Source organism: Paenibacillus daejeonensis DSM 15491 (assembly GCF_000378385.1).
Lineage (GTDB): Bacteria > Bacillota > Bacilli > Paenibacillales > Paenibacillaceae > Paenibacillus_D > Paenibacillus_D daejeonensis.
In genome coordinates this window covers 57,188-81,615 of sequence record NZ_KB899679.1, presented here as the reverse complement: position 1 = coordinate 81,615, position 24,428 = coordinate 57,188, and the positions used below count along the sequence as shown (strand labels likewise).

Annotated in this window: 23 protein-coding genes and 1 rRNA gene; all 24 read right to left on the bottom strand. The window is 54.8% G+C overall.

Going from position 1 to position 24,428, the window contains the following annotated elements:
* Positions 1 to 75: ribosomal RNA gene (locus tag F556_RS0130855) — 16S ribosomal RNA — on the bottom strand; the annotation flags it as partial.
* Between the two features lie 332 nt (positions 76 to 407).
* Complete coding sequence (locus F556_RS0130850; RefSeq protein WP_020620877.1) at positions 408 to 1,604, bottom strand: stalk domain-containing protein; 1,197 nt, start codon at positions 1,602 to 1,604, stop codon at positions 408 to 410.
* 505 nt (positions 1,605 to 2,109) lie between these two features.
* The gene (gene lysS, locus F556_RS0130845) at positions 2,110 to 3,654 is read right to left on the bottom strand and encodes a lysine--tRNA ligase (RefSeq protein ID WP_245583168.1); all 1,545 of its coding nucleotides are present in this window, start codon (positions 3,652 to 3,654) and stop codon (positions 2,110 to 2,112) included.
* A gap of 91 nt (positions 3,655 to 3,745) precedes the next feature.
* On the bottom strand, positions 3,746 to 4,222 hold the full coding sequence (greA, locus tag F556_RS0130840; RefSeq protein ID WP_020620875.1) for a transcription elongation factor GreA: 477 nt from the start codon (positions 4,220 to 4,222) through the stop codon (positions 3,746 to 3,748).
* Between the two features lie 230 nt (positions 4,223 to 4,452).
* Positions 4,453 to 5,481 (bottom strand): tRNA dihydrouridine synthase DusB, encoded by a 1,029-nt coding sequence (dusB, locus tag F556_RS0130835; RefSeq protein ID WP_020620874.1) that lies wholly within the window; start codon positions 5,479 to 5,481, stop codon positions 4,453 to 4,455.
* A 40-nt stretch (positions 5,482 to 5,521) separates the two neighbouring features.
* Positions 5,522 to 5,752, bottom strand: a complete 231-nt coding sequence (locus F556_RS0130830; protein WP_020620873.1) for a helix-turn-helix domain-containing protein — start codon at positions 5,750 to 5,752, stop codon at positions 5,522 to 5,524.
* Positions 5,704 to 6,234: a 2-amino-4-hydroxy-6-hydroxymethyldihydropteridine diphosphokinase gene (gene folK / locus F556_RS0130825; protein WP_020620872.1), complete on the bottom strand. Its 531-nt coding sequence runs from the start codon at positions 6,232 to 6,234 to the stop codon at positions 5,704 to 5,706. The genes F556_RS0130830 and folK overlap by 49 nt, the downstream gene beginning before the upstream one ends.
* A gap of 7 nt (positions 6,235 to 6,241) precedes the next feature.
* Positions 6,242 to 6,634, bottom strand: coding sequence for a dihydroneopterin aldolase (gene folB, locus F556_RS0130820; RefSeq protein WP_020620871.1), 393 nt, complete (start codon positions 6,632 to 6,634; stop codon positions 6,242 to 6,244).
* Between the two features lie 47 nt (positions 6,635 to 6,681).
* A complete protein-coding gene (gene folP / locus F556_RS0130815; protein ID WP_020620870.1) occupies positions 6,682 to 7,527 on the bottom strand; it encodes a dihydropteroate synthase in 846 nt (281 codons plus the stop codon).
* Positions 7,517 to 8,398, bottom strand: coding sequence for an aminotransferase class IV (locus F556_RS0130810; protein WP_020620869.1), 882 nt, complete (start codon positions 8,396 to 8,398; stop codon positions 7,517 to 7,519). Before F556_RS0130810 ends, folP begins: the two co-directional genes overlap by 11 nt.
* Positions 8,395 to 8,976 carry an aminodeoxychorismate/anthranilate synthase component II gene (gene pabA / locus F556_RS0130805; RefSeq protein ID WP_020620868.1) on the bottom strand — a complete coding sequence of 194 codons (582 nt, stop codon included), beginning with the start codon at positions 8,974 to 8,976 and terminating at the stop codon, positions 8,395 to 8,397. The genes F556_RS0130810 and pabA overlap by 4 nt, the downstream gene beginning before the upstream one ends.
* A 60-nt stretch (positions 8,977 to 9,036) precedes the next feature.
* Positions 9,037 to 10,602: an anthranilate synthase component I family protein gene (locus F556_RS0130800; RefSeq protein WP_020620867.1), complete on the bottom strand. Its 1,566-nt coding sequence runs from the start codon at positions 10,600 to 10,602 to the stop codon at positions 9,037 to 9,039.
* A gap of 396 nt (positions 10,603 to 10,998) precedes the next feature.
* Positions 10,999 to 11,934, bottom strand: a complete 936-nt coding sequence (gene cysK, locus F556_RS0130795) for a cysteine synthase A (RefSeq protein WP_020620866.1) — start codon at positions 11,932 to 11,934, stop codon at positions 10,999 to 11,001.
* A gap of 101 nt (positions 11,935 to 12,035) precedes the next feature.
* The gene (locus F556_RS35745; RefSeq protein WP_083938225.1) at positions 12,036 to 13,016 is read right to left on the bottom strand and encodes a peptidylprolyl isomerase; all 981 of its coding nucleotides are present in this window, start codon (positions 13,014 to 13,016) and stop codon (positions 12,036 to 12,038) included.
* Between the two features lie 15 nt (positions 13,017 to 13,031).
* Positions 13,032 to 13,931, bottom strand: a complete 900-nt coding sequence (hslO, locus tag F556_RS0130785; protein ID WP_020620864.1) for an Hsp33 family molecular chaperone HslO — start codon at positions 13,929 to 13,931, stop codon at positions 13,032 to 13,034.
* A 49-nt stretch (positions 13,932 to 13,980) separates the two neighbouring features.
* Positions 13,981 to 14,748, bottom strand: a complete 768-nt coding sequence (locus F556_RS0130780; RefSeq protein ID WP_020620863.1) for a type III pantothenate kinase — start codon at positions 14,746 to 14,748, stop codon at positions 13,981 to 13,983.
* On the bottom strand, positions 14,749 to 15,627 hold the full coding sequence (nadC, locus tag F556_RS0130775; RefSeq protein WP_020620862.1) for a carboxylating nicotinate-nucleotide diphosphorylase: 879 nt from the start codon (positions 15,625 to 15,627) through the stop codon (positions 14,749 to 14,751).
* Positions 15,620 to 17,233, bottom strand: a complete 1,614-nt coding sequence (gene nadB / locus F556_RS0130770; protein WP_026297598.1) for an L-aspartate oxidase — start codon at positions 17,231 to 17,233, stop codon at positions 15,620 to 15,622. Before nadB ends, nadC begins: the two co-directional genes overlap by 8 nt.
* Before the next feature lie 65 nt (positions 17,234 to 17,298).
* The gene (gene nadA / locus F556_RS0130765) at positions 17,299 to 18,237 is read right to left on the bottom strand and encodes a quinolinate synthase NadA (RefSeq protein WP_020620860.1); all 939 of its coding nucleotides are present in this window, start codon (positions 18,235 to 18,237) and stop codon (positions 17,299 to 17,301) included.
* Positions 18,238 to 18,532: 295 nt separating this feature from the next.
* Positions 18,533 to 20,548, bottom strand: coding sequence for an ATP-dependent zinc metalloprotease FtsH (gene ftsH / locus F556_RS0130760; RefSeq protein WP_020620859.1), 2,016 nt, complete (start codon positions 20,546 to 20,548; stop codon positions 18,533 to 18,535).
* Between the two features lie 112 nt (positions 20,549 to 20,660).
* Positions 20,661 to 21,203: a hypoxanthine phosphoribosyltransferase gene (hpt, locus tag F556_RS0130755; RefSeq protein WP_020620858.1), complete on the bottom strand. Its 543-nt coding sequence runs from the start codon at positions 21,201 to 21,203 to the stop codon at positions 20,661 to 20,663.
* 58 nt (positions 21,204 to 21,261) lie between these two features.
* Positions 21,262 to 22,677: a tRNA lysidine(34) synthetase TilS gene (tilS, locus tag F556_RS35740; protein WP_020620857.1), complete on the bottom strand. Its 1,416-nt coding sequence runs from the start codon at positions 22,675 to 22,677 to the stop codon at positions 21,262 to 21,264.
* A gap of 39 nt (positions 22,678 to 22,716) precedes the next feature.
* The gene (locus F556_RS0130745) at positions 22,717 to 23,637 is read right to left on the bottom strand and encodes a serine/threonine protein kinase (RefSeq protein ID WP_020620856.1); all 921 of its coding nucleotides are present in this window, start codon (positions 23,635 to 23,637) and stop codon (positions 22,717 to 22,719) included.
* A complete protein-coding gene (locus tag F556_RS0130740) occupies positions 23,621 to 24,346 on the bottom strand; it encodes a vWA domain-containing protein (protein ID WP_020620855.1) in 726 nt (241 codons plus the stop codon). The genes F556_RS0130745 and F556_RS0130740 overlap by 17 nt, the downstream gene beginning before the upstream one ends.
* Positions 24,347 to 24,428: the final 82 nt, after the last annotated feature.

The following is a 24,428-nucleotide window of genomic DNA, read 5'->3' as shown; positions in this document are numbered from 1 at the left end:
TCAACTCCGCTCGACTTGCATGTATTAGGCACGCCGCCAGCGTTCGTCCTGAGCCAGGATCAAACTCTCCATGATAGAAAGCTGAATAGCTCATTTCTTGCTGGTATTGCTATCTGTAACTCCGAAGAGCTACAGGACATTTCGCTCGTTGTTCAGTTTTCAAAGAACACATTTTCTTTCGTTTGTCGCTACCGTTCAGCGGCGACTTGAATAATATAGCACGGATCGATCACCCAATGCAAGTCTTTTTTCAAAAAAGTTTTTAGCGGGCCGCTATACCCGTTTTCCGGGCTCCTGTCCGCTTAAAAAACGACGGTCCGGAACCGGCACCCCCATGCCGTTCCGGACCGTCGTGAGGCGACTAGTCCATCCTATAGAATACAGCTAGAATACCACATCTCTTCGTGTTACTCCTGCTCAGCTACAACACGCAGCTCAGCCCACAGTGCGACGCCTCTCTCCTTCTGACCAGGCAGCTCCAGATAGCGTGGACTAATAATCTGAATCAGATAATCGCCGCCCGCTTCCAGACTCACATCACCCGCGAACGAACCATCTGTCACTGGAACCACCAGATCCTGCACATGATCACTATAATCGTAGGCGTCCCGGTTGAAGCGGTAGACCGCCAACGTCACGTCACCCTCTGCCGGTTCTGTGTGTCGGATCCGACCCTCTATCGTTAGATTATCGCCTGCCTGGACCCGGCTATACCCGGTGAGCGGTGCCGTAATCTCTACGCGCTCTTCCCCTTCGGCATACAGCTTGACAGGAATGGCTGCTTCCTGGTTCGATGCTTCCCAGTAAACCTCCATCGTCTGCCCCCTTGTAGAGGCCGAGCGCAGCTCGATCGGATTGGGTCCCGGCTGGAGCTTTGTCCGAAACGCAATGCGGTTGAAAAGACGGTCACCCTGCACGATGCCGCGCTCTACGACTTGCCCCTCCAATCCACTCCATCGGCCGCCGCCGCCCGCCAGCAATAGCTGTGGTGTCATTAGCTCCTGCTGGTACAGCACCGTCAATGAATAATTCGGTCCCGACGCAACCACCGTGTCAGCAGCGAGTCTCACGCGTTTGTCACTCCAGCGCCAGGTTACTGCTCCATCTGCCCATTCTGCAGCAATGCCCTGTGCTGGCAGAACACTGACAGGGATATACATACGCCCTTGATAGAGAAAAGGAGGCGGCATCCGCAAATCTGTCAAAGCTGTACCGTCTTCACTATAGGGGTACGGCGTTCCCGCTTCATAATATAGCTGATCCAGCGCCCCGTGGATCGAATCCTTCATCTCAATGACCGCTTGGCGTCTGGTATTGTCCCAGAAGACCTGACCCGCCCCGGCACGTTCCACCATTTTAATAGCAACGTAGGATCGGCCCCGATTCACCAGCAGCGGCTCGCCTTCGATGACTGCTCCATCCAATACCGCTTTGTCTTCGCCAGGCCGCATGGTCAGCTCATGACGTTCCAGCCACATCACGGCCGCAGCGCCATTCTGTGTCTCTTCGCCAAATACTCCCGCTCCGACCCGCTCAAAAGCCGTTAATGCTATTAGAAGAACCAGCAACAGAACGACCACGATGCCGGTTTGTGCTTTGTTCATCAATCCCCCACCTCCGCCATCATAGACGCAAAAAGGGTTCGAATTGTTCCACTTGGAGGTGCTGGAATATAATCCTAAATATCACCGAAAACATATAAAATCTATAATAATATAAGGTGCTGTCCAAAAGTCAGCTCTAACGGCCATATATACGCTTATTTGTCCTGAAAAGGCAGCTAATCATTTCTAACGGCCATATATGCGCCTATTGTGGCCAAACAGACCACTGAGCCTCGAAAACCCTCCAATAAGTGCGCTGGTGGCCGTTAGAATTCAAAGTAACCCGTTTTGGGCGAAATAGCGGCTGTGGTGGCCGTTAGCACGTTTCCCCTTGGGGGCGGCTAATTAATCGACGCTCTCATGGTGTCCGTTAAAGCCCCAACAGCGCATTACGTTTCGTTGATTTTCAAACCAAAAAGGCTGGACGGCAAACCTAACGGTTTCTCGCCCAACCTTTTTGTTTGGGGGGACTTATAGGATAGCCCCTGAACGGCCCCTGAACGATCTAGTCTTGCGAACGGTCGCGCATATGCGGGAACAGCAGCACATCGCGGATGGACGGCGCATCGGTAAGCAGCATCACCAGACGGTCGATACCGATACCCAGACCGCCCGTCGGCGGCATGCCATATTCCAAGGCGCGAATGAAGTCCTCGTCCATCTCATGCGCCTCGTCATTGCCGTGCTCCTTCTCTACCAGCTGCGCCTCGAAGCGCTGGCGCTGGTCGATTGGATCGTTCAATTCCGTGAAGGCATTGGCATGCTCCCGGGCTACAATGAACAGCTCAAAACGGTCCGTAAAGCGCGGATCGCTCTCGCTCTTCTTCGCCAGAGGGGAGATGGCTACCGGATGTCCAGTAACAAACGTCGGCTGAATCAGCGTATGCTCCACAAACGTCTCAAAGAAGTTATTGAGGATGTGTCCTTGGGACATGTGTGCATCTACCGGTACTTTGTGCGTCTTGGCCAGCTCATGCGCCTCTTCGTCCGTCATCTGAGCGCCAAAGTCGACACCGGTCGCTTCTTTCACCAGCTCTACCATAGATACGCGCCGCCAAGGCTTGCCAAGCTCTACTTGTTGGCCTTGATAGTCAATGGTTGTCGTGCCCAAGACCTCTTGCGCGATATGCACAACCATCTGCTCTGTGAGCTCCATAATGTCCTGATAGTCGGCATATGCCTCATACAACTCAATCATGGTGAACTCCGGATTATGCCGGGTCGAGATCCCTTCGTTGCGATAGACGCGTCCGATCTCATAGACCTTCTCCAAACCGCCCACAATCAGACGCTTCAGATGAAGCTCAATGGCAATCCGCATATACAACTGCATGTCCAACGCATTGTGATGCGTAATGAACGGCCGGGCTGCCGCGCCACCGGCGATGGAATGCAGCGTCGGCGTCTCCACTTCCAGGTAACCGCGGGTATCGAGATAGCGGCGCATGGATTGAATGATGCGCGAGCGCGTAATGAACGTCTGCTGCACCTCAGGGTTCATGATCAAATCGACATAGCGCTGGCGGTAACGCAGCTCGACGTCCTTCAGGCCATGGTACTTCTCTGGCAGCGGCAGCAGGGACTTGGTCAGTACCTCCAGCTCCTGCACCTTGACGGAGGTCTCGCCCGTCTTAGTCTTGAAGACTACGCCGCGAACGCCCACCATATCACCGATATCAAGCAGGTCAAATGCTTTGTACACATTTTCCGGCAGGGCATCCTGACGGACGTACAGCTGGATTTTGCCGCTCAGATCCTGGATATGGGCGAAGCTGGCCTTGCCCATGCCCCGCTTTTGCATAATGCGTCCAGCCAGACTCACAGCGTTGGCTTGGGCTTCCAGGTCCTCCTTGCTAACGTCGCCGTATGCCTGCAAAATCTCATTCGCCTGATGTGTGCGCACGAACTTTTTGCCGAACGGGTCCACACCCAATCCCCGCAGCTCGTCCAGCTTGTCGCGACGGATTTGCAGCAGCTCACTTAATTCTTGTTCCTGCGTTGCCGTCTGATCTTGATTGTCTTGTGCCACTTCATTCATCTCCTTGTTCATCCTGACAGCTGCTCTGCTGCCAATACTCTGCCCTTTTTTTGCAAAAAAAAGCCTCCCTCAAGGAAGCTTTCCAGAACATGCCGCGCAAAACTTACTTTTTAATGTCCAAAATTTTATATTTAATCACGCCAGCCGGAACATTGACATCAACAATCGTGCCTTTATCTTTGCCTAGAATAGCCCGGCCTACGGGACTTTCATTGGAAATTTTGTTCTGCAGCGGATCCGCCTCTGCCGTACCAACAATGGTGTACTCCATCGTATCCTTGAACTCCAAGTCTTCTACGATGACGGTAGAACCAATGCTTACGGTATCGATATCAACCTCGTCGTTATTGATAATGCGTGCATTACGCAGCATTTTTTCCAGGGTAATAATACGGCCCTCGATAAATGCTTGCTCATTCTTCGCATCCTCATACTCGGAGTTTTCGCTAATATCACCATAGCCGATGGCTACCTTAATCCGCTCAGCGACTTCACGACGTTTGACTGACTTCAGCGTTTCCAATTCTTCTTCCAATTTCTTAAGTCCGTCTTGAGTAAGGATGATTTCTTTGTCGTTCATCTTACTGATTCTCCTGTCGTGTGACATATTTTCATACCGTGTATGAATTCACTGATATTTAATATATTACATTCAGAACCCGTAATGACACGAAACCTTGCTGTCGATCAATTCTTCCGTCCCAGACCAGCGACATCAGCCACTTGGGCCAAGGGCAGAATACTATTGGATGATTATATTGCAAGTGGGACCCAAATGTCAATCAAAGCCAGCAGGGCCAGTAACCAGGTCTAATATGCAACCTTGTGGTCCTCAATCGCGCCTGTGCTGACTGGGGTATTGGCTTCCTCCTCCAGGGAGTCGATATACCCACCCATGATAGCCACCATTTTGTCCCGCGTCGTCTCTTCCATGATCTGATCCTTGATACGTGCCGCGCCAGGCAGACCTTTGAGATACCAGGCCAGATGCTTGCGCATCTCTCGCACTGCAACCGACTCACCGCGCAAGGCGATCAGACGGTCCATATGCAGGATCGCAATATTCATCTTGTCGCTCGGCGTCGGATCCGGCGGCAGCTCTCCATTCGTCAGATACTGAATCGTGCGGTATAGCATCCACGGGTTGCCAAGTGCGCCACGGCCAATCATGACCCCATCACAGCCGGTTTGCTCCAGAATCCGCTTGGCATCCTCTGGCGAGAACACATCACCATTGCCGATGACTGGAATGGATACGGCTTCTTTGACTTGCCTGATAATGTCCCAATCCGCATGACCCGTATACTGCTGCTCGCGCGTCCGTCCGTGAACGCTGACCGCTTGGCCTCCTGCGCGTTCCACAGCCTGTGCGTTCTCCACCGCGAAGATATGCTCGCTGTCCCAGCCAATGCGCATCTTCACCGTCACCGGCTTCTCCACAACATCGACAACGGCGGATACCATCTCGTAGATTTTGGCCGGGTCCAGCAGCCAGCGTGCGCCGGCATCACACTTTGTCACTTTGGGTACCGGGCATCCCATATTGATATCAATAATATCCGCATTCGTCTGCTTGTCGACGACCTTGGCTGCCTCGACGAGCGTTTCCCGGTCGCCTCCGAAAATCTGAAGACTCAGCGGTTTTTCCCGCTCATCGACGTAGAGCATCTCAAGTGTGCGTTTGTTGCCGTGCAGGATCGCCTTGTCACTAACCATCTCCGCGCAGACCAGACCAGTACCAAATTCCTTGGCGATCAGCCGGAAAGCCGGATTGCATACCCCGGCCATTGGCGCCAATACAACGTTGTTCTTCATCTCGATATTACCAATCTTAAGCAAGTTCTCCCTCCTTCCCTCTTTGTTTGATTACGAAGATCTACTAGTTGCGCTGCTTACCGGCAGGATACGTGTCGCCAATCAGTTCGTCATAGCTGACCTCGAGTGCCGTAGCGATCTGATCAAGCAGTTTAATCTCGGGAACACGGGTTCCGCGTTCCAGCGAACCAAGTACTGCTACAGAGATCCCCAGCCGCTGGGCAAGTTCATGCTGCGTATAGCCTTTTAGTTTGCGGAAGGCTCGGAGCCGTCCGGCCAGTTGCTCGTATTCCATCGTGTCATGCCTTCCTTTCCCAGCTGGCCCAGTGTATCTAGCACTGCCTCCTGCAGCGGACCTTCGGCCAGCACCTCCGAGAGGGGCACCAGGACGAAGGCTCGTTCCATCATCCGGGGATGCGGGAGGATGAGCAGTTCAGTGTGCATCGCTGTTCCTTCATAGTGCAGCAGATCCAGGTCGATTGTGCGCGGACCCCAGCGTTCCTCGCGCACCCGGCCGAGCTGGCGCTCGATCTCCAGCATGACCTGCAGCAGCTCGGTCGGTGACAGCGTGGTCTCCAGCATAGCTGCCATATTCAGAAAAGCCGGCTGATCCGTATATCCGACCGGCTCTGTCTCATAAATCGCAGACGGCTTCAGTACCGCAATCTGCTCATGTGCGTCAAGGGCGCCAAGCGCCTGCCGCAGCAGACGTTCCCGGTCACCCAGATTGGAACCGAGGGCGATATACGCCACTCGGGAGAGTTGGTTATCTTTCATCAAGGCATCAGCTCCACGAAGCCACGATCCGTCCATCGGCATCGCGCTTTCTTGACAGTTCCACCACAACGCCGTCGAAGTGGATGTCAAACGGCGGATGCGGCTTCGTCAGGCGAACCGTCACTTCATTTATCATAGTATAAGTGTCCAGCACGCGAGATGCAATATGACCGGCCAGCGCCTCAATCAGTTTGAAGGGAGGGCCTTCCACTACGGTTTTGGTCAAAGCGTGCAGATCTGCGTAATTCACACTCGCTTCGATATCATCTGATGCTGCGGCCTCCCGCAAATCGAGCCGCAGGTCCAACTCGACCCGGAACCGCTGACCCAGCTTGTTCTCCTCGGGGAACACGCCATGATATCCAAAAAACTCCATGCCTTTCAGTGTCATTCGATCCATGCTGCTTCACCTGTCCTTTCTGTGTCTACCTCTGAACCCTGCCTCATCTATCTTGAGTGATACACAATCCGGTCCGTCATCCGCGCGGCTTGTCCTATGGCCGCTACATCATGCACTCTCACCAATTGGCAGCCTTGCATGATTCCCGCCACCACAGTAGCAGCCGTGCCCATGACCACTTCGCCCGCTGGCAGGTTCAACGTTTGCTGGATGAATCGCTTGCGGGAGGTGCCGAGCAGCACCGGATAGCCCAGAGCCGTCAACTGATCCAGAGAGCCCATCAGGTGCAGATTGTCATCCATATCCTTGGCAAATCCAATGCCCGGGTCCAGCCAGATGTTGTCTTCCGTGACTCCGGCTTCTCTGCCCAGAGCAATGCTCTCCTGCAGATCAGCGATGACATCCGGCACCAGCGACTCGTAGTCTCTCGCCTGACGATTATGGCTGATAATCACCGGACAGCCGTATTCTGCTGCTACCGCCGCCATCCCCCCATCATACTTAAGACCCCAGACATCGTTGATGATGTGAGCTCCAGCAGCCAGCGCCGCTCGGGCCGTCTCCGACTTATACGTATCGATGGATATCGGCAGCTCCGGAAGCGCCTCGCGAAGCGCAGCGATGACCGGGAGAATCCGACGCAGCTCCTCCTCCAGGGGGACGAACGTGCTCCCGGGCCGCGTCGATTCGCCGCCGATATCGATCAGATGTGCCCCTGCCTCTACCATGCTCCGTGCCTGTGCAATCGCATCCTCTATAGCTGTATACTTCCCGCCATCGGAGAAAGAGTCCGGCGTGATATTCAGGATACCCATAATCAGCGTCTCTTTGCCAATGGATAGCGTTACGCCATCCTGCCACTTGTATTGGCGGTAAACCCTATTAGTCTTCACCAGCGGTTCCTCCTGTCTCTGACCGGTAAGCCTGGAGCAGCAGCGATGTATAGGGACCGATTCCCTCGCTCACCACCCGGCGCCCGTCTGCGCTGGCCAGCGAGGTGACAGGTACCAGCTCCTGTATGGAGTTGGTCAGCCAGATCTCATCCGCCGCTGCAAGATCATCCCAGCTGTACAGCCCTTCCTCTACCGGATACCCCAGTGCTGCCGCCAGTGCCATGACCCGCTCCCGGGTAATGCCCGGCAGGATGCCGGTTGCCAGAGCAGGCGTATACAACCGTTCCCCGCGACTGAAAAACACGTTGCTGACAATGCCTTCGGCCAGATATCCCTCGCGTGTCAGCATCAGCCCCTCCGCTCCTGCCGCCGCCGGGCTTGCTGCAAGCTCACGCTTGGCCAGTATATTGTTCATATAGTGCAGCGACTTGAGACGCTGCCCACCCTCCGGGGTGTTGCGCGGCAGCGCCAGCCGCCACAGCTCCTTGCCGTGCTCATACAATGACGGCGGCATCGTCGGCAGCGGCTTGACCATCAACAGCGCGTGAGGCTCGTCATAGTCATCTGCAGGCAGACCAAGCCCGGCGTCTCCCGCGGTCACTGTCAGACGAACATAGCCCTCGGACAAGCCGTTGGCAGCCAGCACCTCCTGCAGCCACGGTTTAACGCGGTCGGCGGTCCATTCAAAACGAATACCCAGCTCGTGGCAGCCCGCCGCGAGGCGATTCAGGTGGCTTTGCAGCAGATAAGGCTGGCCGTTATAGGTCCGGAACGTCTCGAACAGCCCCATGCCGTACAAAAAACCGTGATCAAATACTGAGATCACGGCCTCTTTTGCGTCGACTACAAGACCATCGCGCCCGACTTTCATCGGGCTGCCTCAGCCTTGAGCGACAGGAAATTGCGCAGCATCACGAGACCGTGCTGCGTGATGATGGATTCCGGATGGAACTGTACACCTTCAATCGGATACGTCTTGTGGCGCAGCCCCATAATTTCACCCTGAGCCGTCTCTGCCGTAATCTCCAGACAGTCCGGCAGCGTCTCCCGCTTGACGATCAGCGAGTGATAGCGTGTGGCTGTAAACGGCGATGGCAGCCCTTCGAAGATGGACTTGCCATCATGAATAATCTCGGACGTCTTGCCGTGCATGAGCTGCTCTGCACGGATTACATCGCCGCCGAAGGCTTGGCCAATCGACTGATGACCCAGACAGACACCGAAGATCGGAATCTCGCCTTTGAAATGCTCGATCAGCGACAGGCTGATCCCCGCTTCGTTGGGCGTACAAGGGCCTGGCGAGATCAGAATATGATCGGGCGCCAATTCACGAATACCAGCCAAGTCGATCTCATCATTGCGCTTGACGACAATGTCGCCCCCCAGCTCGCCCAGATACTGCACGAGATTATAAGTAAATGAATCGTAATTGTCGATGACCAGGATCATCGTCTCCACCCCTTGTATCGTATTGGTTAGCCTCGCACGGCCTTGCCTCTTATGTGCTGATTACGTCGTTGCGCCAGCCTGCTCACGCATGATCCGTTCGCTATATTGAATCGCCTTCCACAGAGCCTTGGCCTTGTTCAGCGATTCACGGTATTCCCGCTCCGGTTCCGAATCAATAACGATACCGGCACCAGCCTGAATATGCACCTGACCATCCTTCACCACCATCGTCCGAATGATGATATTGAACTCCATATCCCCATTATAGCCGATATACCCCAGCGAACCGGTGTAGGGCCCGCGTCGTACAGGCTCCAGTTCCTCAATGATCTCCATCGTCCGAATCTTGGGAGCGCCGGTAATGGTGCCTCCAGGAAAGGTTGCGGCGATCACATCGTATGCGTCCTTGCCTTCCGCCAACTGCCCCTCCACTTGGGAGACCAGATGCATAACATGCGAGTATCGCTCAATGACCAGCAGCTCGCCCACGCGCACGGTGCCATACGCAGAGATCCGGCCCAGGTCATTACGCTCCAGATCAACCAGCATGATATGCTCTGCTCGCTCCTTCTCGCTCGTCAGCAGCTCCTCGGCCATCCGCAGATCCTCCGCCTCGTCGCGTCCGCGCCTACGCGTGCCCGCAATTGGACGTGCAGCCAGTCGCCCGGCTCTGGCCTTCACCAGCAGCTCTGGCGAAGCGCTGACGAGCTGAAAGTCCGGACATCGCAGCATCCCCATATAAGGCGAGGGATTGAACAGGCGCAGCCACTCGTACAGCTCTTCCGGTGAGGCCAGCGCCTGACGGCTCTGACGAACGGACAAGTTGACCTGGAACACATCCCCTGCGGCAATATAGGCCTGAATTCGCTGCACGGCCGCCACGAACTGCTCTCGCGAAAACGGTGTGTGAATGCCGGACATTGCTTCGACATCGACAGGATGCGGATCGCTCGCAATCAAGGCTTGCCGCCGCTCCCGCAAGCGAACATCTGCAGGCTCGATTACCGTCAGTTCTCGCCACAACTGTGCCATCCGCTCCGTCTGACGCTCTGCCTCCGAATACAGCGACGATAGCGCGGCGGCATCCATTTCTTCACGAACGGGGAGATGGACGGCACAATAGAGGGTGTCTTCCTCATGATCGATAATCCAGAGCTCGTCCAGGCGCAGCAGCAGATAATCTGGAATTTCCAGATCATCTGCGGTCTGCTGCGGCAGCGTCTCGATTGAGCGCACGATATCGTACGACCACAGCCCGGCACAACCGCCGGTAAAGGGCGGTGCCTCCTCCAGTGCAGGCGACACATACGGCGACATCCAGTTGCGGACCGCCTCTAGCGGTTCCCCGTTCCACACCTTGGGCTCCGTCAGGCCAGCCTCTTGAATCCAGGCGGTCCGGTCCTTCCCGCGAATGACCGATGCCGGACGCAGACCGAGGTACGTATACCGTCCGTCTTTGCCGCTCTCCAAGACAATTGCATACTCCGCTGCAGCTTGCCACGCCCGGGTCCAGGAATCTACCTTGGCGCCTCCTGAGCCCAGCGGGTGCTTGCTTATATAGGGAAGCATGGTATAGTGCCCGTCCTGCTGCCAGCTCTCCCACATCGAATACGGCGTGATGTTCATCCGCAAGCCCTCCAGCCTTTCTGCCGCTGCCCGCGGCTTGATTGCCGCTTCCGGTACAGTGCGTTTTATTGACACTTATAGTAGCTCATATTAAGCAAAAAGAAAAGAGCCCTCCCGGACGTAACCGGGAGGACGCTCCTCATACTAATAAATAAACTTCAAATATAAGTTCAAAAATTCCAGGTTGCTATAAAGAAGCCTACAGTCACGGATCGATCTTCCGATCGCTGTTGTCCCCAGATTTCTTGATTGTTAACCGCTCTAGCGGTTGAAATCCGGAGACAAAGGCGAACGCTACGCAGCGTATGCTTCCGAAGTCGCTTTCTTTCAGAAAGCGTTGACCAGATTCGATTCCGTGCCTCTCCGGCCGTTCTTCAACAGCCTGAAAAACTCGGTTTAGTTCTCGAAATTAAACAAAGGAGTACTGAGGTATCGCTCGCCATTACTTGGTACGATGGCGACGACGCGCTTGCCCGCGCCCAGCTCTTTGGCAACCTTGAGGGCTGCGAAGATCGCGGCACCCGAAGAGATTCCGCACAGGATACCCTCTTCTTTGGCTGCACGACGTGCATATTCAAAGGCTTCCTCGTTATCCACCGTAATCACGCCGTCATAGATCTCACGGTTCAGGATGTCTGGAACGAAGTTCGCGCCAATACCCTGGATTTTGTGAGGACCTGGCTTGCCGCCGGACAGAATCGGCGAAGCAGCTGGCTCAACCGCATAGATCTTGACGTCAGCGAAGTTCTGCTTAAGCACTTCACCTGCACCACTGATCGTACCGCCGGTACCGATACCGGCAATAAACGCATCCAGCTTGCCATCCAGCGAGTTGATCGCTTCTACGATCTCTGGTCCAGTCGTCTCACGGTGAATCTTGACGTTCGCCTGGTTCTTGAACTGTTGCGGCATGAAGTAGCCACTTTCCTGCTGAATTTCTTCAGCTTTCTTAACAGCACCGTTCATTCCCTCGGAACCCGGTGTCAGGACAATCTCTGCTCCATAAGCGCGCAACAGGTTACGACGCTCAATACTCATGGTCTCTGGCATAACCAGAATGGCTTTGTAGCCTTTGGCTGCAGCAACAAGCGCCAGACCAATACCGGTATTGCCACTGGTTGGTTCTACAATGGTGTCGCCTGGTTTAATCAGGCCTTCTTGCTCGGCAACTTCAATCATGCTGACCGCGATGCGGTCTTTTACGCTGGCACCAGGATTCTGGTACTCCAGCTTGACGTAGATCTCTGCACTGCCTTCAGGAACAAGACGGTTCAAGCGTACTAGTGGTGTATCACCGATCAGATCGGTTACATTTTGTACAATTCTCGCCATGATAAAAGAAGCCTCCCTATTTCCGACTATTTCAGTTGGTTTTTGCCTGTCTTCATATTAACAATGGCAACCAGTAGTTGTCAATAGGAACTTCACAGCGCTTACTGCCCCAGGGGTACAAATGCAGCCTCATACTTCTCCAATAACTGATCCTCCACCGCTGGCAGTGGCAAGGCATCCGACAACGCCAACTGTTTGCGCGCCATCTCGCGGATCGTGCGTTCATCCGGTTGGATATTCACACGTCGCTCTGCAAGCCGTATGATAGCAAAACCGGCATCCACTTGCAGCGGTCCTGTTATATCTCCAACCGCCAGCTCGTCCACTGCATCAAGCACAGCCTCTTCGATAAAAGGATCGTCCATTTCGATCATCCCCATATCGCCGCCCTGCGCAGATGTGAAGTCATCCGTAGAGTAATTATCTGCCAGCTTGGCAAAATCAGCGCCTTCGGCCAGCTCGTCCATGGCCTGCTCCGCAAGGCGACGCGATTCGGTGACAATCCAAGAGAGTCGAACCTGCACACGCGGCGCGTATTGGTCCTTATTCTCCTGCAAATAGGCATCGACCTCTTGATCGGAGACTTCGATATCTCGAATCGCGATCTTCTCCAGCTTGAGTCGGTACTGCAGATCGCGATGAACATCCTCTTTAGTCAGACCCAATTGATCCTCCATTGCCCGATAAAAGCTTTCCTTATCCTCATACCCCGCCGTCATCTGCTGCAGCTCCTGCTCCAGCTCGGCATCGGTAATCGTAATTCCTGACGCTTCCACCTCAAGGCGGATCGCCTGGCGGACCATCATCGTTCGCAGCAGGTCATGACCGTACTGCAGGGTCAGCTGCTGTTGCAGCTCGCCCAGTGTGATGGATTCCCCGCCGACCGTCGCGATGACTGTGCTTGGCGGCAGTTCGCCTTCCCCCGACTGTTCCGAATCGCCGCTGCCCGTCTGATTGGGGTCCGCAGCGGGATCAACCTTACCGTCCGCCGGCAGCACCTGGATGACGATTACGACTGCAAGCACGATCATGCAGATGGCCTGAAGCGCGACCAGACCTCTTACTACTTTAGGGTTAGTCATCGCTGGTTCCTCGCTTTATTGCATCGGCTTGGGCCTTGCTTGCTCAAGCAGCGCTTCCAGATGCGTGCGGTCAAACGTGTAGGTTTCATTACAAAAATGACACAGGACTTCACATTGACCGTCCTCGTCAATGACCTGCTGCAGCTCCGACTCGCCCATGCTGATCAGCGTGCGCTCGACCCGCTCCTTGGAGCAGTTACAGGAGAACGCCACAGGCAACGTCTCATGAATTTGCAGCTCATCGCCTACGGCATATTTCAATATTTCTTCCAGCGACTCCCCTTGATCCAGCAAGGCAGTGACCGGCGGCATCGTACCGATCGCACGCTCCAGCCGTTCCAGCTCGCTGTCTTCCAATCCAGGCATGACCTGGATAATAAATCCGCCCGCATGCAGGACAGAACCGTCCGTATCAACCAGGACTCCCAGTCCTACAGCAGATGGTGTCTGTTCGCTGGTAGCGAAATAGTACGTAAAATCCTCTCCCAACTCACCCGATACAATCGGAATACTCCCACGATATGGTTCTTTGAGACCCAGATCCTTAATAATGTGGATATAGCCGCTCCGTCCGACCGCTCCGGCGACATCCAGCTTGCCTTTGTCATTGCTGGCAAGGTGGACATCCGGATGATCCACATAGCCTCTTACCTTGCCGGCGGCATTGGCATCGACGACAATCTGCCCAATCGGGCCTACACCTTTGACCTGAATGGTCAGCTTCTCCTCGCCCTTGAGCATGGCACCCATCATTGCGCCGGCTGTTGCTGTTCTGCCCAATGCTGCTGTAGCTGTCGGAAGCGTATTGTGACGGCTGCGCAGCTCGTCAACCAACGCTGTCGTACGGGTAGCAAATACACGCAGCTTGCCGCCCCATGCGGTGCCTCTAAGAATTACATCTTGCAGTTGGTTCATCCTTATCCCTCCTCCACTTCGTTATCTGTATGGTGTCTTACTACGTTACTTAATCTCTATTGCGGTCATAGACCAGGCGCAGCCCTTCCAGGGTCAAGAGCGGGTCCACTTCGTGGATGGCTTCCGACTCTGCTGCGATCAGATCTGCCAGACCGCCTGTAGCGATGACCTTCGGATGGACGCCGAATTCGCTGCGAATCCGCTTCACAATACCGTCTACTTGACCGGCATAGCCAAAGATAATCCCTGCCTGCATGGACGTCACGGGATTACGTCCAATGACACTGCGCGGCTTGACAAGCTCGATGCGCGGCAGCTTGGCAGCCCGCTGATACAAGGCCTCTGTAGAGATACCAATACCAGGCACAATAGCTCCGCCCAGATAATTGCCGGCTTCATCAATGTAATCAAAGGTCGTCGCTGTACCAAAATCAACCACAATCAGAGGCGATCCATACTTTTCTATGGCTGCAACCGCATTGACGATGCGATCTGCACCCACCTCTCTTGGATTTTCATAACGGATGTTGAGCCCCGTTTTGATTCCGGGACCGACCACAAGCGGTGCTTTGCCGATGTATTGCCGGCACAGCTGCTCCAGTGTCCTCATCAGCGGTGGAACGACAGAGGAAATAATGACCCCCTCCACTTGCTGGAGGCTAATCTTCGCATATTGAAACAAATTATAAATCGACATCCCGTACTCATCGACGGTTGCCGACCGGTTGGTGCTGAGCCGCCAATGGTGCAGCAGCTCCTTGTCCCGGTAAATGCCGAGCACAATGTTGGTATTGCCTACATCCATAACCAGTATCACTTACCCGGCCGCTCCTTTCTTGCTTCCCAGGTCCAGACTGATGTCGAGCGCATGGAAGGAATAGGTCAGGGCGCCGACTGAAATAATATCGACCCCGGTTTCGGCTATCGCACGAACCGTATCCAGAGATACGCCGCCCGAGGCCTCAATTATAACATGCGGCGCTTGGCCGCGAATATGACGCACAGCATTTTCCATGTCTGCATTTACCATGTTATCCAACATGATAATATCCGCTCCTGCACCCAGCGCTTCTTCAATCTGTGCAAAGGATTCGGTCTCCACTTCGATTTTCATGGTATGCGGGATACGCTTGCGGGCTGCCGATACGGCCGCTTTAATGCCGCCTGCGCCTTTGATATGGTTGTCCTTGATCATAACCGCATCATACAGTCCGAACCGGTGGTTGGCACCGCCTCCCACCCGGACGGCATACTTCTCCAGCATCCGGTGGCCAGGTGTTGTCTTGCGGGTATCCACCAGCCGCACGGGCAGCTCGCCTACACGGTCCACGAAGCTCCGCGTTTTGGTTGCGATGCCAGAGAGACGTTGCATCAGGTTGAGCGCCAGCCGCTCACCCGTCAACAGACTGTGAGTGCTGCCCTCAACCTCTGCAATAACTGTACCGCGCGTCACCCGTTCGCCTTCCTGAATACGAGCATGGAAGGCAAGTGTCGGATCCACGACCTGGAAGACCAGCTCGGCTACCGGCAGCCCGGCAATAATGCCGTCTTCTTTGGCATGAATGACTGCTACACTGCGGCTTCCCGCAGGTATGGTTGACTCGGTGCTAATATCGCCCGACCCCACATCCTCAGCCAGCCAGGCACGGATCTGCGCGATCAGCGATTCGTTATATGTAGTACTCCACTCAGACATTAACAATACGCTCCTCTGTCAGTCCGTTTTTACGGTGCAGCACCGTATGCTTGCGCCATAACAGATCGTCCCGCTCCGGGAAATCATCGCGCGAATGTGCGCCCCGACTCTCTTCGCGTGCCAGTGCGGCTTCCGTCGTCAGCATGGCGCATGTCAGAAGATTGGCAAATTCAAATTCCTCGCGCTTGGTCAGTACCGTTTGGAAGATTGGCAGCTGCCGCTTCAGCTCTTCCAGTCCCTTCATCAGACCTTGGGCATCGCGCTTCAACCCGGCATACCGCACCATAATCTTCTGCAGCTTCAATCGTTTCTCCACAACCGCCTGAATGGGCTGGATGCTTCGCAGCTCAGCAACATATTGCTCCGGCTCAAGTGTTGGCGTCTCCAGATTCTGAATGCGCTCGACAATCCGGCGACCGAAGACGATCGCCTCGGACAATGAATTGCTGGCCAGACGATTGGCACCGTGCACACCGGTTGAAGAGCATTCACCGCATGCGAACAAGCGCTTCACGCTCGTTTCGCCATGAAGATCCGTCTTGACGCCACCCATCATGTAATGGGCAGCAGGGGCTACCGGTATCCAGTCAGTCGTCAAATCCAGGCCGTATTGCAGACAGAATTGATAAATGTTCGGGAAGCGATGCTTGACCAGATCCACCGACTCGTGTGTGATATCAATAAAGACGAAGGTCGACTTGGTCGCCTCCATCTCACTAACAATAGCGCGCGCGACTACATCCCGCGGTGCCAGCTCAAGTTGTTCATGATACTTCTCCATGAAGCGCTCGCCCCGGATATTGCGCAGAACGGCGCCTTCCCCACGCAGTGCCTCCGAGATCAGAAACCGCGGCGCACCAGGGTAACAGAGCGATGTCGGATGGAACTGGATGAATTCGACATCCTGAATATGAGCACCAGCGCGATAAGCCATGGCAATACCATCGCCGGTCGCTACATCGGGATTTGTCGTATAACGATACAATTGGCCGGCACCGCCGCTGCAGAGCACGGTTGCTTTGCCCTTGACGATCAGGCGGCTGCCGTCAGGGCGCTGGACCAGAGCCCCTAGACACTCTCCAGCTTGGGTAATCAAATCGATGACAAAACAATCGTCCCACACTTCAATATTGGGATAATCTTTGGTTTTCTCAGACAGAGCCCGGACAATTTCAAAGCCGGTCGCATCCCCATTGGCATGCAAAATACGACGCTGGCTGTGGGCGCCTTCCTTCGTGAGCGCGAACTCGCCATTCTCCTGGTCGAAGCGCGTGCCCATTTTCACAAGGTCTTCCACGCCTTTGGTGCCCTCATGAACGAGGACATCAACCGCTTCCGATTTACATAAGCCTGCACCAGCCAGCAGCGTGTCCTGCCGGTGATAAGCAGGCGAATCATCCTCCGAAATGACCGCAGCAATGCCGCCCTGGGCATAACGCGTATTGCTGTCGAGCAGCGACTTCTTGGTTAACATTAGCACCTTATCGTGCTCACTAGCCTTGATCGCGGTAAAAAGACCGGCGATGCCGGCCCCGATGACGATAACATCCTTCTCCACGACAGGCAGTTCATCTAATGTAAAATCAACGAGATATCTCGGTATCATCATCGCGTATCCTCCCCATATATTGGCGGCGCAGCGCTCTCCATCTTCAAAGAGAGCAGCGCATGCTACTTAACTTGCAGCATGCGCTCCAGGGACAAACGTGCACGATCCGCTACGTGAGGCGGAACATAAATCTGTGGCTGCATCGTCTCCAAACATTTAACCAGCTTCTTCAGGTTGTTGACCTTCATGTTCGGGCAGACGAGGTACTTGGTTGCAAAGTGGAACGACTTGTCCGGGCTGTCCAGACGCAGCTGGTAGCCGGTGCCGTCCTCTGTTCCAACGATGAACTCTTTATGCTCGGATTCCCGGCAATATTTGATAATGGCCGTCGTACTGCCGACAAAGTCGCCCAGAGCTACGACCTCAGGACGGCATTCCGGATGGACAACAAATTGCGCATTCGGATATTTCGCCCGCATCTCCTCGACATCTTTGACGGTCAGCATGTCATGCGTGTTGCAGTAGCCTTCCCAGATAATCATCTTTTTATCGGTTTTTTGCTGGACGTAGTGTCCCAGGTTCTTGTCGGGTACCCAAATAATCTCATCGGCGTCCACGGAATTAACAACCTTGACCGCATTGGCAGAAGTACAACAAATGTCGGTTTCCGCTTTTACGTCGGCAGAGGAGTTAATATAGGTGACTACCTTTGCATTGGGATGCTCTGCCTTCAGCTTGCGAAGACCGTCTACATTGACCATATCGGCCATCGGGCAGCCGGCACGCTCATCTGGAATAATGACCGTTTTGTTCGGGGCCAGAATCTTGGCGCTCTCCCCCATAAAGTGAACGCCGCAGAACACGATCGTATCTGCATCCGTCTCGGCAGCCTTCTGGGCAAGAAGAAATGAATCTCCGCGAAAATCGGCAACCTCTTGAATTTCATCCCGCTGATAATAGTGAGCCAGAATAATGGCGTTGCGTTCCTTCTTCAATTGCTCCAGACGCTCACGAAGTTCCTTGTTCTGTTGCTGCTTGCGCTCGAGAGCTAAAGCTTCCATCTCGGATCCTCTCCTCGTGTATGTCGATCGGCTGAAACCGTTGTGCAGGTGCATGTCTGCACTTCACTAGTGTTGGCTTTAGCCGGACAATTCATTAGTTAACATTTAATGTACACAACCCTGGAGGGACTGTCAATAAACGGCCGGACATTCCTCCCGGCGTGCCGTCACGCTGCAGCAAGCATACCCCGGCTCCAGAGCCGAAGGCGGTCTACTATCGGCCAAAACGGGAATTTGACTCTCCAGCACCTTCAGTGCATGCAAAAAACGCTGCCCGCGAGGGCAGCGTTGGTTGTTACTTCTTGTCAGGGTCGTCATTGCCGCCCTGTACATCATCCGGAGGTGTCGGGATGTCTTCGCCAGGCTCGCGCTTCTGAATCCGAACCTTGACATTGCCAAGGGTATCTACGGAAGGCTCGCCTTTCGTTTCTTCTCCTTCATCACCGGCAGGAGGCTCTGTGCCTGGTGGCAAGTCGAGCGTACCGGTCTCGATCAGACGCTTGATCTGATCCATCTCCAACGTCTCAACTTCCAGCAAGGTCTGTGCGATCAGATGCATTTCTTTGCTCTTCTCCGTCAGCACCTGCTTGGCACGGGCATAACATGCGCCAATGAATTGCTGCATTTCTTGGTCGATCTCATAAGCGATGGCATCGGAGTAGTTCTGTTCGTGACCAATGTCACGGCCCAGGAACACTTGCCCCTGCTGCGAACTGCCGAACTGCATCGGACCGAGCTTGTCACTCATGCCGTACTCCATAATCATGCTGCGGACAATGCCCGTCGCATGCTTGAAGTCACTATAGGCACCTGTACCGATCTCACCGATGAACAGCTCCTCCGCCACACGCCCGCCGAGCAAGCCTGTAACTTTATCCAGCAATTCGTTCTTGGTCACCAGCATCCGATCTTCCTTCGGCAGCATGATGACGTATCCGCCAGCCTTGCCCCTCGGAATAATCGTTACTTTGTGAACCGTATCCGCATGCTCCAGGAAGTAGCCAAGAATCGTGTGACCAGCTTCGTGATAAGCGACAATACGCTTCTCCCGGTCGCTGATAACACGGCTCTTCTTCTCTGTACCGACGATGACGCGGTCAATCGCGTCGTCAATTTCGAGCATGCCGATTTCTTTCTTGTTGCGCCGTGCGGCCAAGAGCGCCGCTTCGTTAAGCAAGTTCTCCAGATCTGCACCGGAGAAGCCTGTTGTCCGCTTCGCAACGACATCCATTCGGGCTTCCTTGGAAATCGGCTTATTGCGCGCATGAACCTTCAGTACCGCTTCGCGACCCTTCACGTCTGGACGATCAACCGTGATCTGACGGTCAAACCGGCCTGGACGGAGCAATGCCGGGTCAAGAATATCGGCACGGTTGGTAGCAGCAATCATGATGATGCCTTCGTTGGCGCCGAAGCCATCCATCTCGACGAGCAACTGATTGAGCGTCTGCTCGCGCTCGTCATGCCCACCGCCGAGACCGGCTCCGCGCTGACGACCGACAGCATCGATCTCATCGATAAATATGATACAAGGTGCGTTCTTCTTGGCATTTTCGAAGAGATCTCTGACGCGGGAAGCGCCGACCCCGACGAACATTTCCACGAAGTCCGAACCCGAAATGGTAAAGAACGGTACGCCTGCCTCGCCAGCAACGGCACGGGCAAGCAAGGTTTTACCGGTACCTGGAGGACCTACCAACAGGACACCTTTTGGTATACGAGCGCCGACAGCGGCGAACTTGCGTGGATCCTTCAGGAATTCCACGACCTCTACAAGCTCTTGCTTCTCTTCATCAGCACCAGCCACATCTTCAAATGTGACGCGCTTCTTCTCTTCATTGTACAGCTTGGCGCGACTCTTGCCGAAGTTCATCACTTTGCCGCCGCCGCCCTGTGCCTGATTAATCAGGAAGAAGAACAGGATGAAAATAATCACAAAAGGTATGATTGAGGTAAGGAACGTCAGCCAGAAGCTTGGCGTATCCATTGGATCGAAGGTTATCTCCAGCCCGTTGGCTTCCGCGGTTTCGGTTAGTTCCTGGACCGCATACTCTTCCACATTGATGCGCGAGTAGAACTTGTTAGACTCGGCATCATCGGCTTGGTTCTTGAATTCCCCCGTGATGTAATACGTGTAATCATCGAATTTCATGGTCAACTTGTCGACATTATCGTTTCGGAGCTCTTGACGAAGCTGGTCATATCGAAGCTCGACAGCCGAATCGCCGGAGTTGCTCAGAACTTGGACAATCCCCACTGTGACCAAAAAGATGAGCAAATAAAATCCCGTGTTGCGGATGATCCGATTCATCCCCTACCTCCTCTCAAGACGCTTTAAATATTTTACCATAGCAGGTCTTTCCACCACAATAGAACCACCCAGACGGGGAAGGACAGGTATGGGGACAACCCGATCGGGCTTATTATTCCTTGGCGTAGATCTCAGAGCGCAGCACACCGATAAAAGGAAGATTGCGGTATTTCTCGGCATAGTCCAGTCCATACCCAACGATGAATTCGTCCGGCAGCTTGAACCCCGTGTAGTCCGCTTCCAGCCCCACCGTACGGCGCGCAGGCTTGTCAAATAGCGTCACGACATGGACAGACTTGGCATTGCGGCGTTCCAGTACATCGATCAAATAGCTGAGCGTCAAGCCGCTGTCGATGATATCCTCAACGATCAATACATCACGGCCTTCAACCGGTACGTCGAGATCCTTGATGATCTTCACGACGCCCGACGACTTGGTGGACTGGCCATAGCTGGATACCGCCATGAAGTCGAGCTCCAGCGGGATATGGATATTCTTCACCAGATCCGCCATAAAGATAAACGCGCCTTTCAAAACACAGATGACGAGGGGATTGCGCCCTTCGAAATCACGGTTGACCTCTTCAGCCAGCTCTCGTACGCGCTGCTGAATCTGGTCGGCATCAAACAGAATTTCTTGAATGTCATTAAGCAAAACGGGACCTCCCACTTGTTAGCTATACTTATGATTATATAAGTGCTCCCATGCTCGATCAAGCGAACTGCACTCGGATGCGCAATTCAGCCCCTCCGGGGAGCCCGGCAAGGGCATGCGAGGATCGCCGAATTCCCGGAATCCATAGCAGCTTCCCGTCCGCATCGCAGACAATCGGCAGCGTGCCGCGCTGAGAGGGCGGGATTTTGTCATCAACGAACATATCTTGCACTTTTTTGGTCCCTTCTAGTCCCAGGACCGCCATACGATCGCCCGGACGCCTGTTACGGATCGTCAGGGGAAAGTGCAGCGCCTGCACGTCGAATACCGCTTCGTATCGGTTCGCCGGCTTGCTGCTGCCCGCATCCGCAGAATGGAACGAGAACACCATCGGCGGATCCGTCTCGCGAATGATGAGCTCGCGCGCGTGCGCGGACACTTCGTATTGGTACTTCGGTACTTCGCTTGCCATATGTAAGTTGCTGCGCAGCCAATGCAGCCGTTCATATTCGCGCGCAAAGCGAATGCCATCGCCTGCATCCGTGCGCCAGGTCGTCTGTGATTCATCGGCTACAGCCATTCGCATGGCTTCCACTCGTTCATAAGAGGTGGAATCCCGTTCGGGGGACAGATAGTATAATATTAGTTTAATCAATCTCCTTTGTAAAGCGACATGCAGACCCAGCAAGTCCTGCCTATCCATGGACAAACCGTCTTTCTCGGGACGCACGAGGCGCTTGTAACATTGCTCTGTCTGGCTCTGGAGCAGATCATCTTCCTGCGATGCCATCTCTCCCAGCCGGCATAGCGCCTCTCGCAGCTCCGGATTATAAGTCTGAAGCTGAGGCATCACATCCAGACGCAACGCATTGCGCAGATAATGCCTGTCTGTGTTGCTGGCGTCCTCGCTGTATATCAGTCCCTGAACTTCGCAATATTCGATGAGCTTGGACTTGGGCATCGCCAGCAATGGCCGGATCAACTCGACGCCATGATCACTGCGCCGCATTTTCATACCCGCCAGTCCACTAAGACCCGTTCCCCGCAGCACGCGCATCAGTACGGTCTCCGCCTGATCGTCGGCATGATGACCCAATGCGATCCGGCTGGCGCCGATTCGCTCCGCTGTTTCATGCAGGAAGCGGTACCTGAGCTCGCGGGCGGCGAGCTGTGTGCTGAGGCCGGAGCGTTGCTTGTGAGCAGGTACATCCAGGCGTTCATACTCGCAGGCTATCGAGAGCGATTGACAGAGCTGTTGAACTGCCTCCGCCTCCTGATCCGAAGCCTGTCGCAAGCCGTGATGGATGTGGGCAGCCGTCAGCAGGAACCGCTCACGCTCCGCCAACTGAGAGAGAATATGCAGCAAGGCGACCGAGTCCGGGCCGCCAGATACGGCAACCAGAATGCGCTCGCCGGCGCGCCATAGCCCCTCCCGGGCGGCGGTAGCTGAAATCTCATTGAGTAATTGGTTCATCTGCCTATCCCCCACTGCTACTTCGTAGTTAATACCCGATTACAAGCCCGTCCGAATCAGCCAAATCATCGATGCGGCAAAAAGCAACGCTGATCCCAGCAGCAACCGTCGCATCCACCGCGGCGTACGGGTACGGCGGCGTTTTCCAGGCCGGTGGGCGAGGCGCTGCCAGGCAGCGGCCGCCTCTCTACTGTCTGTATGACTGCCTTGGAGCGCCTTGCGGAGCCAACCCGCAAAGGGCTTTAGAGCAGGATTCCCTTGGATCAGCTTCATTAATTCCTCCGGCACCCGGTTCTGCGGCAGCAGCGTCCGCGTCAGCTCGGCTAGCCTTTTGCCTTCAAACAGCTGCACACACAGCACCGCATACGAGAACAGGTCGTATTGTGGATCAGCCGATCGCGACCCTGCCGACCAATAGCCACGGTCATAGATTTCGGTAAACTGCCGCACGCTTTTGCCGATTTCACTAACTCCGCCGTAGTCCACCAGTTGGGCACGCCCATAATCCCCCACCAGTACATTCTCCAGCTTGAGATCGCCGAATACCCAGCCGGACCCGTGCAAGCCGGCCAGCTTGTTCAACAAATGAAAGCCCACAAGGGGAAACCAGTCCGCCCCCTCGCGGTTCAGATAGTCCGAGAGCGAGGACCCGCGCACGTAGCGCATGACATAGAAGGGGTGCTCGCGGCCGTCTGTCCCCTTGTAGTCGTCCACATCGACGAGGAAGGCCTCCTCGCCGCGCTGCCGCTGTGCCAGAGACTTCAGGACATTCACCTCGGATTGAAGATCAACAGCATCCGCCCCTACCTTAAAGGCGTACAAGACCCGCTCCCGTTCCACCAAGTAGACCCGCCCGTTGGCCCCTTCGCCCAGCAGCCGTTCGATGCGATAGCGGTTTTGATTCCATTTGCCTGCAATGACCGTGCCCGGGGCCAGCCTCGGCTCAACCGACGTTGCCACTCCTCATCCCATCCGTTTCCTCTCTATTGTCTCTACCATACTTGTCCTGGCGGTAAAAATCAATCACATGCATAAGCGCAGGCCCTGTCGGCGTCGTCCCCTGCATGGTAATCTTGGCGAACAGGCTGGGCAAACCTGCTGCGCTGTCGGTCCACTCCAGGACCTGAGCGCACTCCGCGCCGTGGCGGGAGCCGGGGAACCGGAACACGCTAATCCGGCTCTTGCCCTGCCTGGCTTGCAAGCTGAGCATGAGATCATGGATCGCTTCCTCCACCGCTTTCATCTTTGGTTTCATGCTCGCGCTGGTGTCAATGAGCAATGCCACCTCCAGAGGCGATGTTTCACCGAGTTCATCAATGACACGCACGACTTCACCTCGCTTGTCGGGTGAGAGCTCCTCCAGGGAGGTCGCGCCGAACACCTGCTGCAGTTCTTTGTGGACCGCGCTCTGAATGGTATGCATCACCGTTTTGCGGGTCATCATCTGCACGGTTCTCGCCAGCTCACGCATCGCCACCATCCGACTTAATCCGCCACCGGCACGCGCGATCTCGTGTATCTCCGGTGCTCCGTAATCGACTGCCTCCTCCTGGTCCAGCACGCCAACCACATTGACCGTAATCCCTTCGGATTGGGCATGCGCAGCTGCCACGACCGGACTGACCCCAACATTGGAGCAGCCATCCGTTATCAACAGGATTTGTCTCATCGCTTCCGCCTCCATTGCTTGAATTCACCTTATATAACTCTATCTATCAGCATGCCCGTTTTTGAAAGGCTTTAATCGCATT

What these genes read in the sequence shown, in the direction of transcription:
- F556_RS0130810 (WP_020620869.1), bottom strand. Translation starts at nt 8,398, where the DNA reads ATGAAAGTCGGGCGCGATGGTCTTGTAGTCGACGCAAAAGAGGCCGTG.
- nadB (WP_026297598.1), bottom strand. Translation starts at nt 17,233, where the DNA reads ATGATACCGAGATATCTCGTTGATTTTACATTAGATGAACTGCCTGTC.
- nadA (WP_020620860.1), bottom strand. Translation starts at nt 18,237, where the DNA reads ATGGAAGCTTTAGCTCTCGAGCGCAAGCAGCAACAGAACAAGGAACTT.
- folB (WP_020620871.1), bottom strand. Translation starts at nt 6,634, where the DNA reads ATGGATCGAATGACACTGAAAGGCATGGAGTTTTTTGGATATCATGGC.
- F556_RS0130830 (WP_020620873.1), bottom strand. Translation starts at nt 5,752, where the DNA reads ATGGAATACGAGCAACTGGCCGGACGGCTCCGAGCCTTCCGCAAACTA.
- tilS (WP_020620857.1), bottom strand. Translation starts at nt 22,677, where the DNA reads ATGAACCAATTACTCAATGAGATTTCAGCTACCGCCGCCCGGGAGGGG.
- F556_RS0130800 (WP_020620867.1), bottom strand. Translation starts at nt 10,602, where the DNA reads ATGAACATCACGCCGTATTCGATGTGGGAGAGCTGGCAGCAGGACGGG.
- F556_RS0130740 (WP_020620855.1), bottom strand. Translation starts at nt 24,346, where the DNA reads ATGAGACAAATCCTGTTGATAACGGATGGCTGCTCCAATGTTGGGGTC.
- ftsH (WP_020620859.1), bottom strand. Translation starts at nt 20,548, where the DNA reads ATGAATCGGATCATCCGCAACACGGGATTTTATTTGCTCATCTTTTTG.
- lysS (WP_245583168.1), bottom strand. Translation starts at nt 3,654, where the DNA reads ATGAACAAGGAGATGAATGAAGTGGCACAAGACAATCAAGATCAGACG.
- F556_RS35745 (WP_083938225.1), bottom strand. Translation starts at nt 13,016, where the DNA reads ATGACTAACCCTAAAGTAGTAAGAGGTCTGGTCGCGCTTCAGGCCATC.
- greA (WP_020620875.1), bottom strand. Translation starts at nt 4,222, where the DNA reads ATGAACGACAAAGAAATCATCCTTACTCAAGACGGACTTAAGAAATTG.
- pabA (WP_020620868.1), bottom strand. Translation starts at nt 8,976, where the DNA reads ATGATCCTGGTCATCGACAATTACGATTCATTTACTTATAATCTCGTG.
- cysK (WP_020620866.1), bottom strand. Translation starts at nt 11,934, where the DNA reads ATGGCGAGAATTGTACAAAATGTAACCGATCTGATCGGTGATACACCA.
- hslO (WP_020620864.1), bottom strand. Translation starts at nt 13,931, where the DNA reads ATGAACCAACTGCAAGATGTAATTCTTAGAGGCACCGCATGGGGCGGC.
- nadC (WP_020620862.1), bottom strand. Translation starts at nt 15,627, where the DNA reads ATGTCTGAGTGGAGTACTACATATAACGAATCGCTGATCGCGCAGATC.
- folK (WP_020620872.1), bottom strand. Translation starts at nt 6,234, where the DNA reads ATGAAAGATAACCAACTCTCCCGAGTGGCGTATATCGCCCTCGGTTCC.
- F556_RS0130850 (WP_020620877.1), bottom strand. Translation starts at nt 1,604, where the DNA reads ATGAACAAAGCACAAACCGGCATCGTGGTCGTTCTGTTGCTGGTTCTT.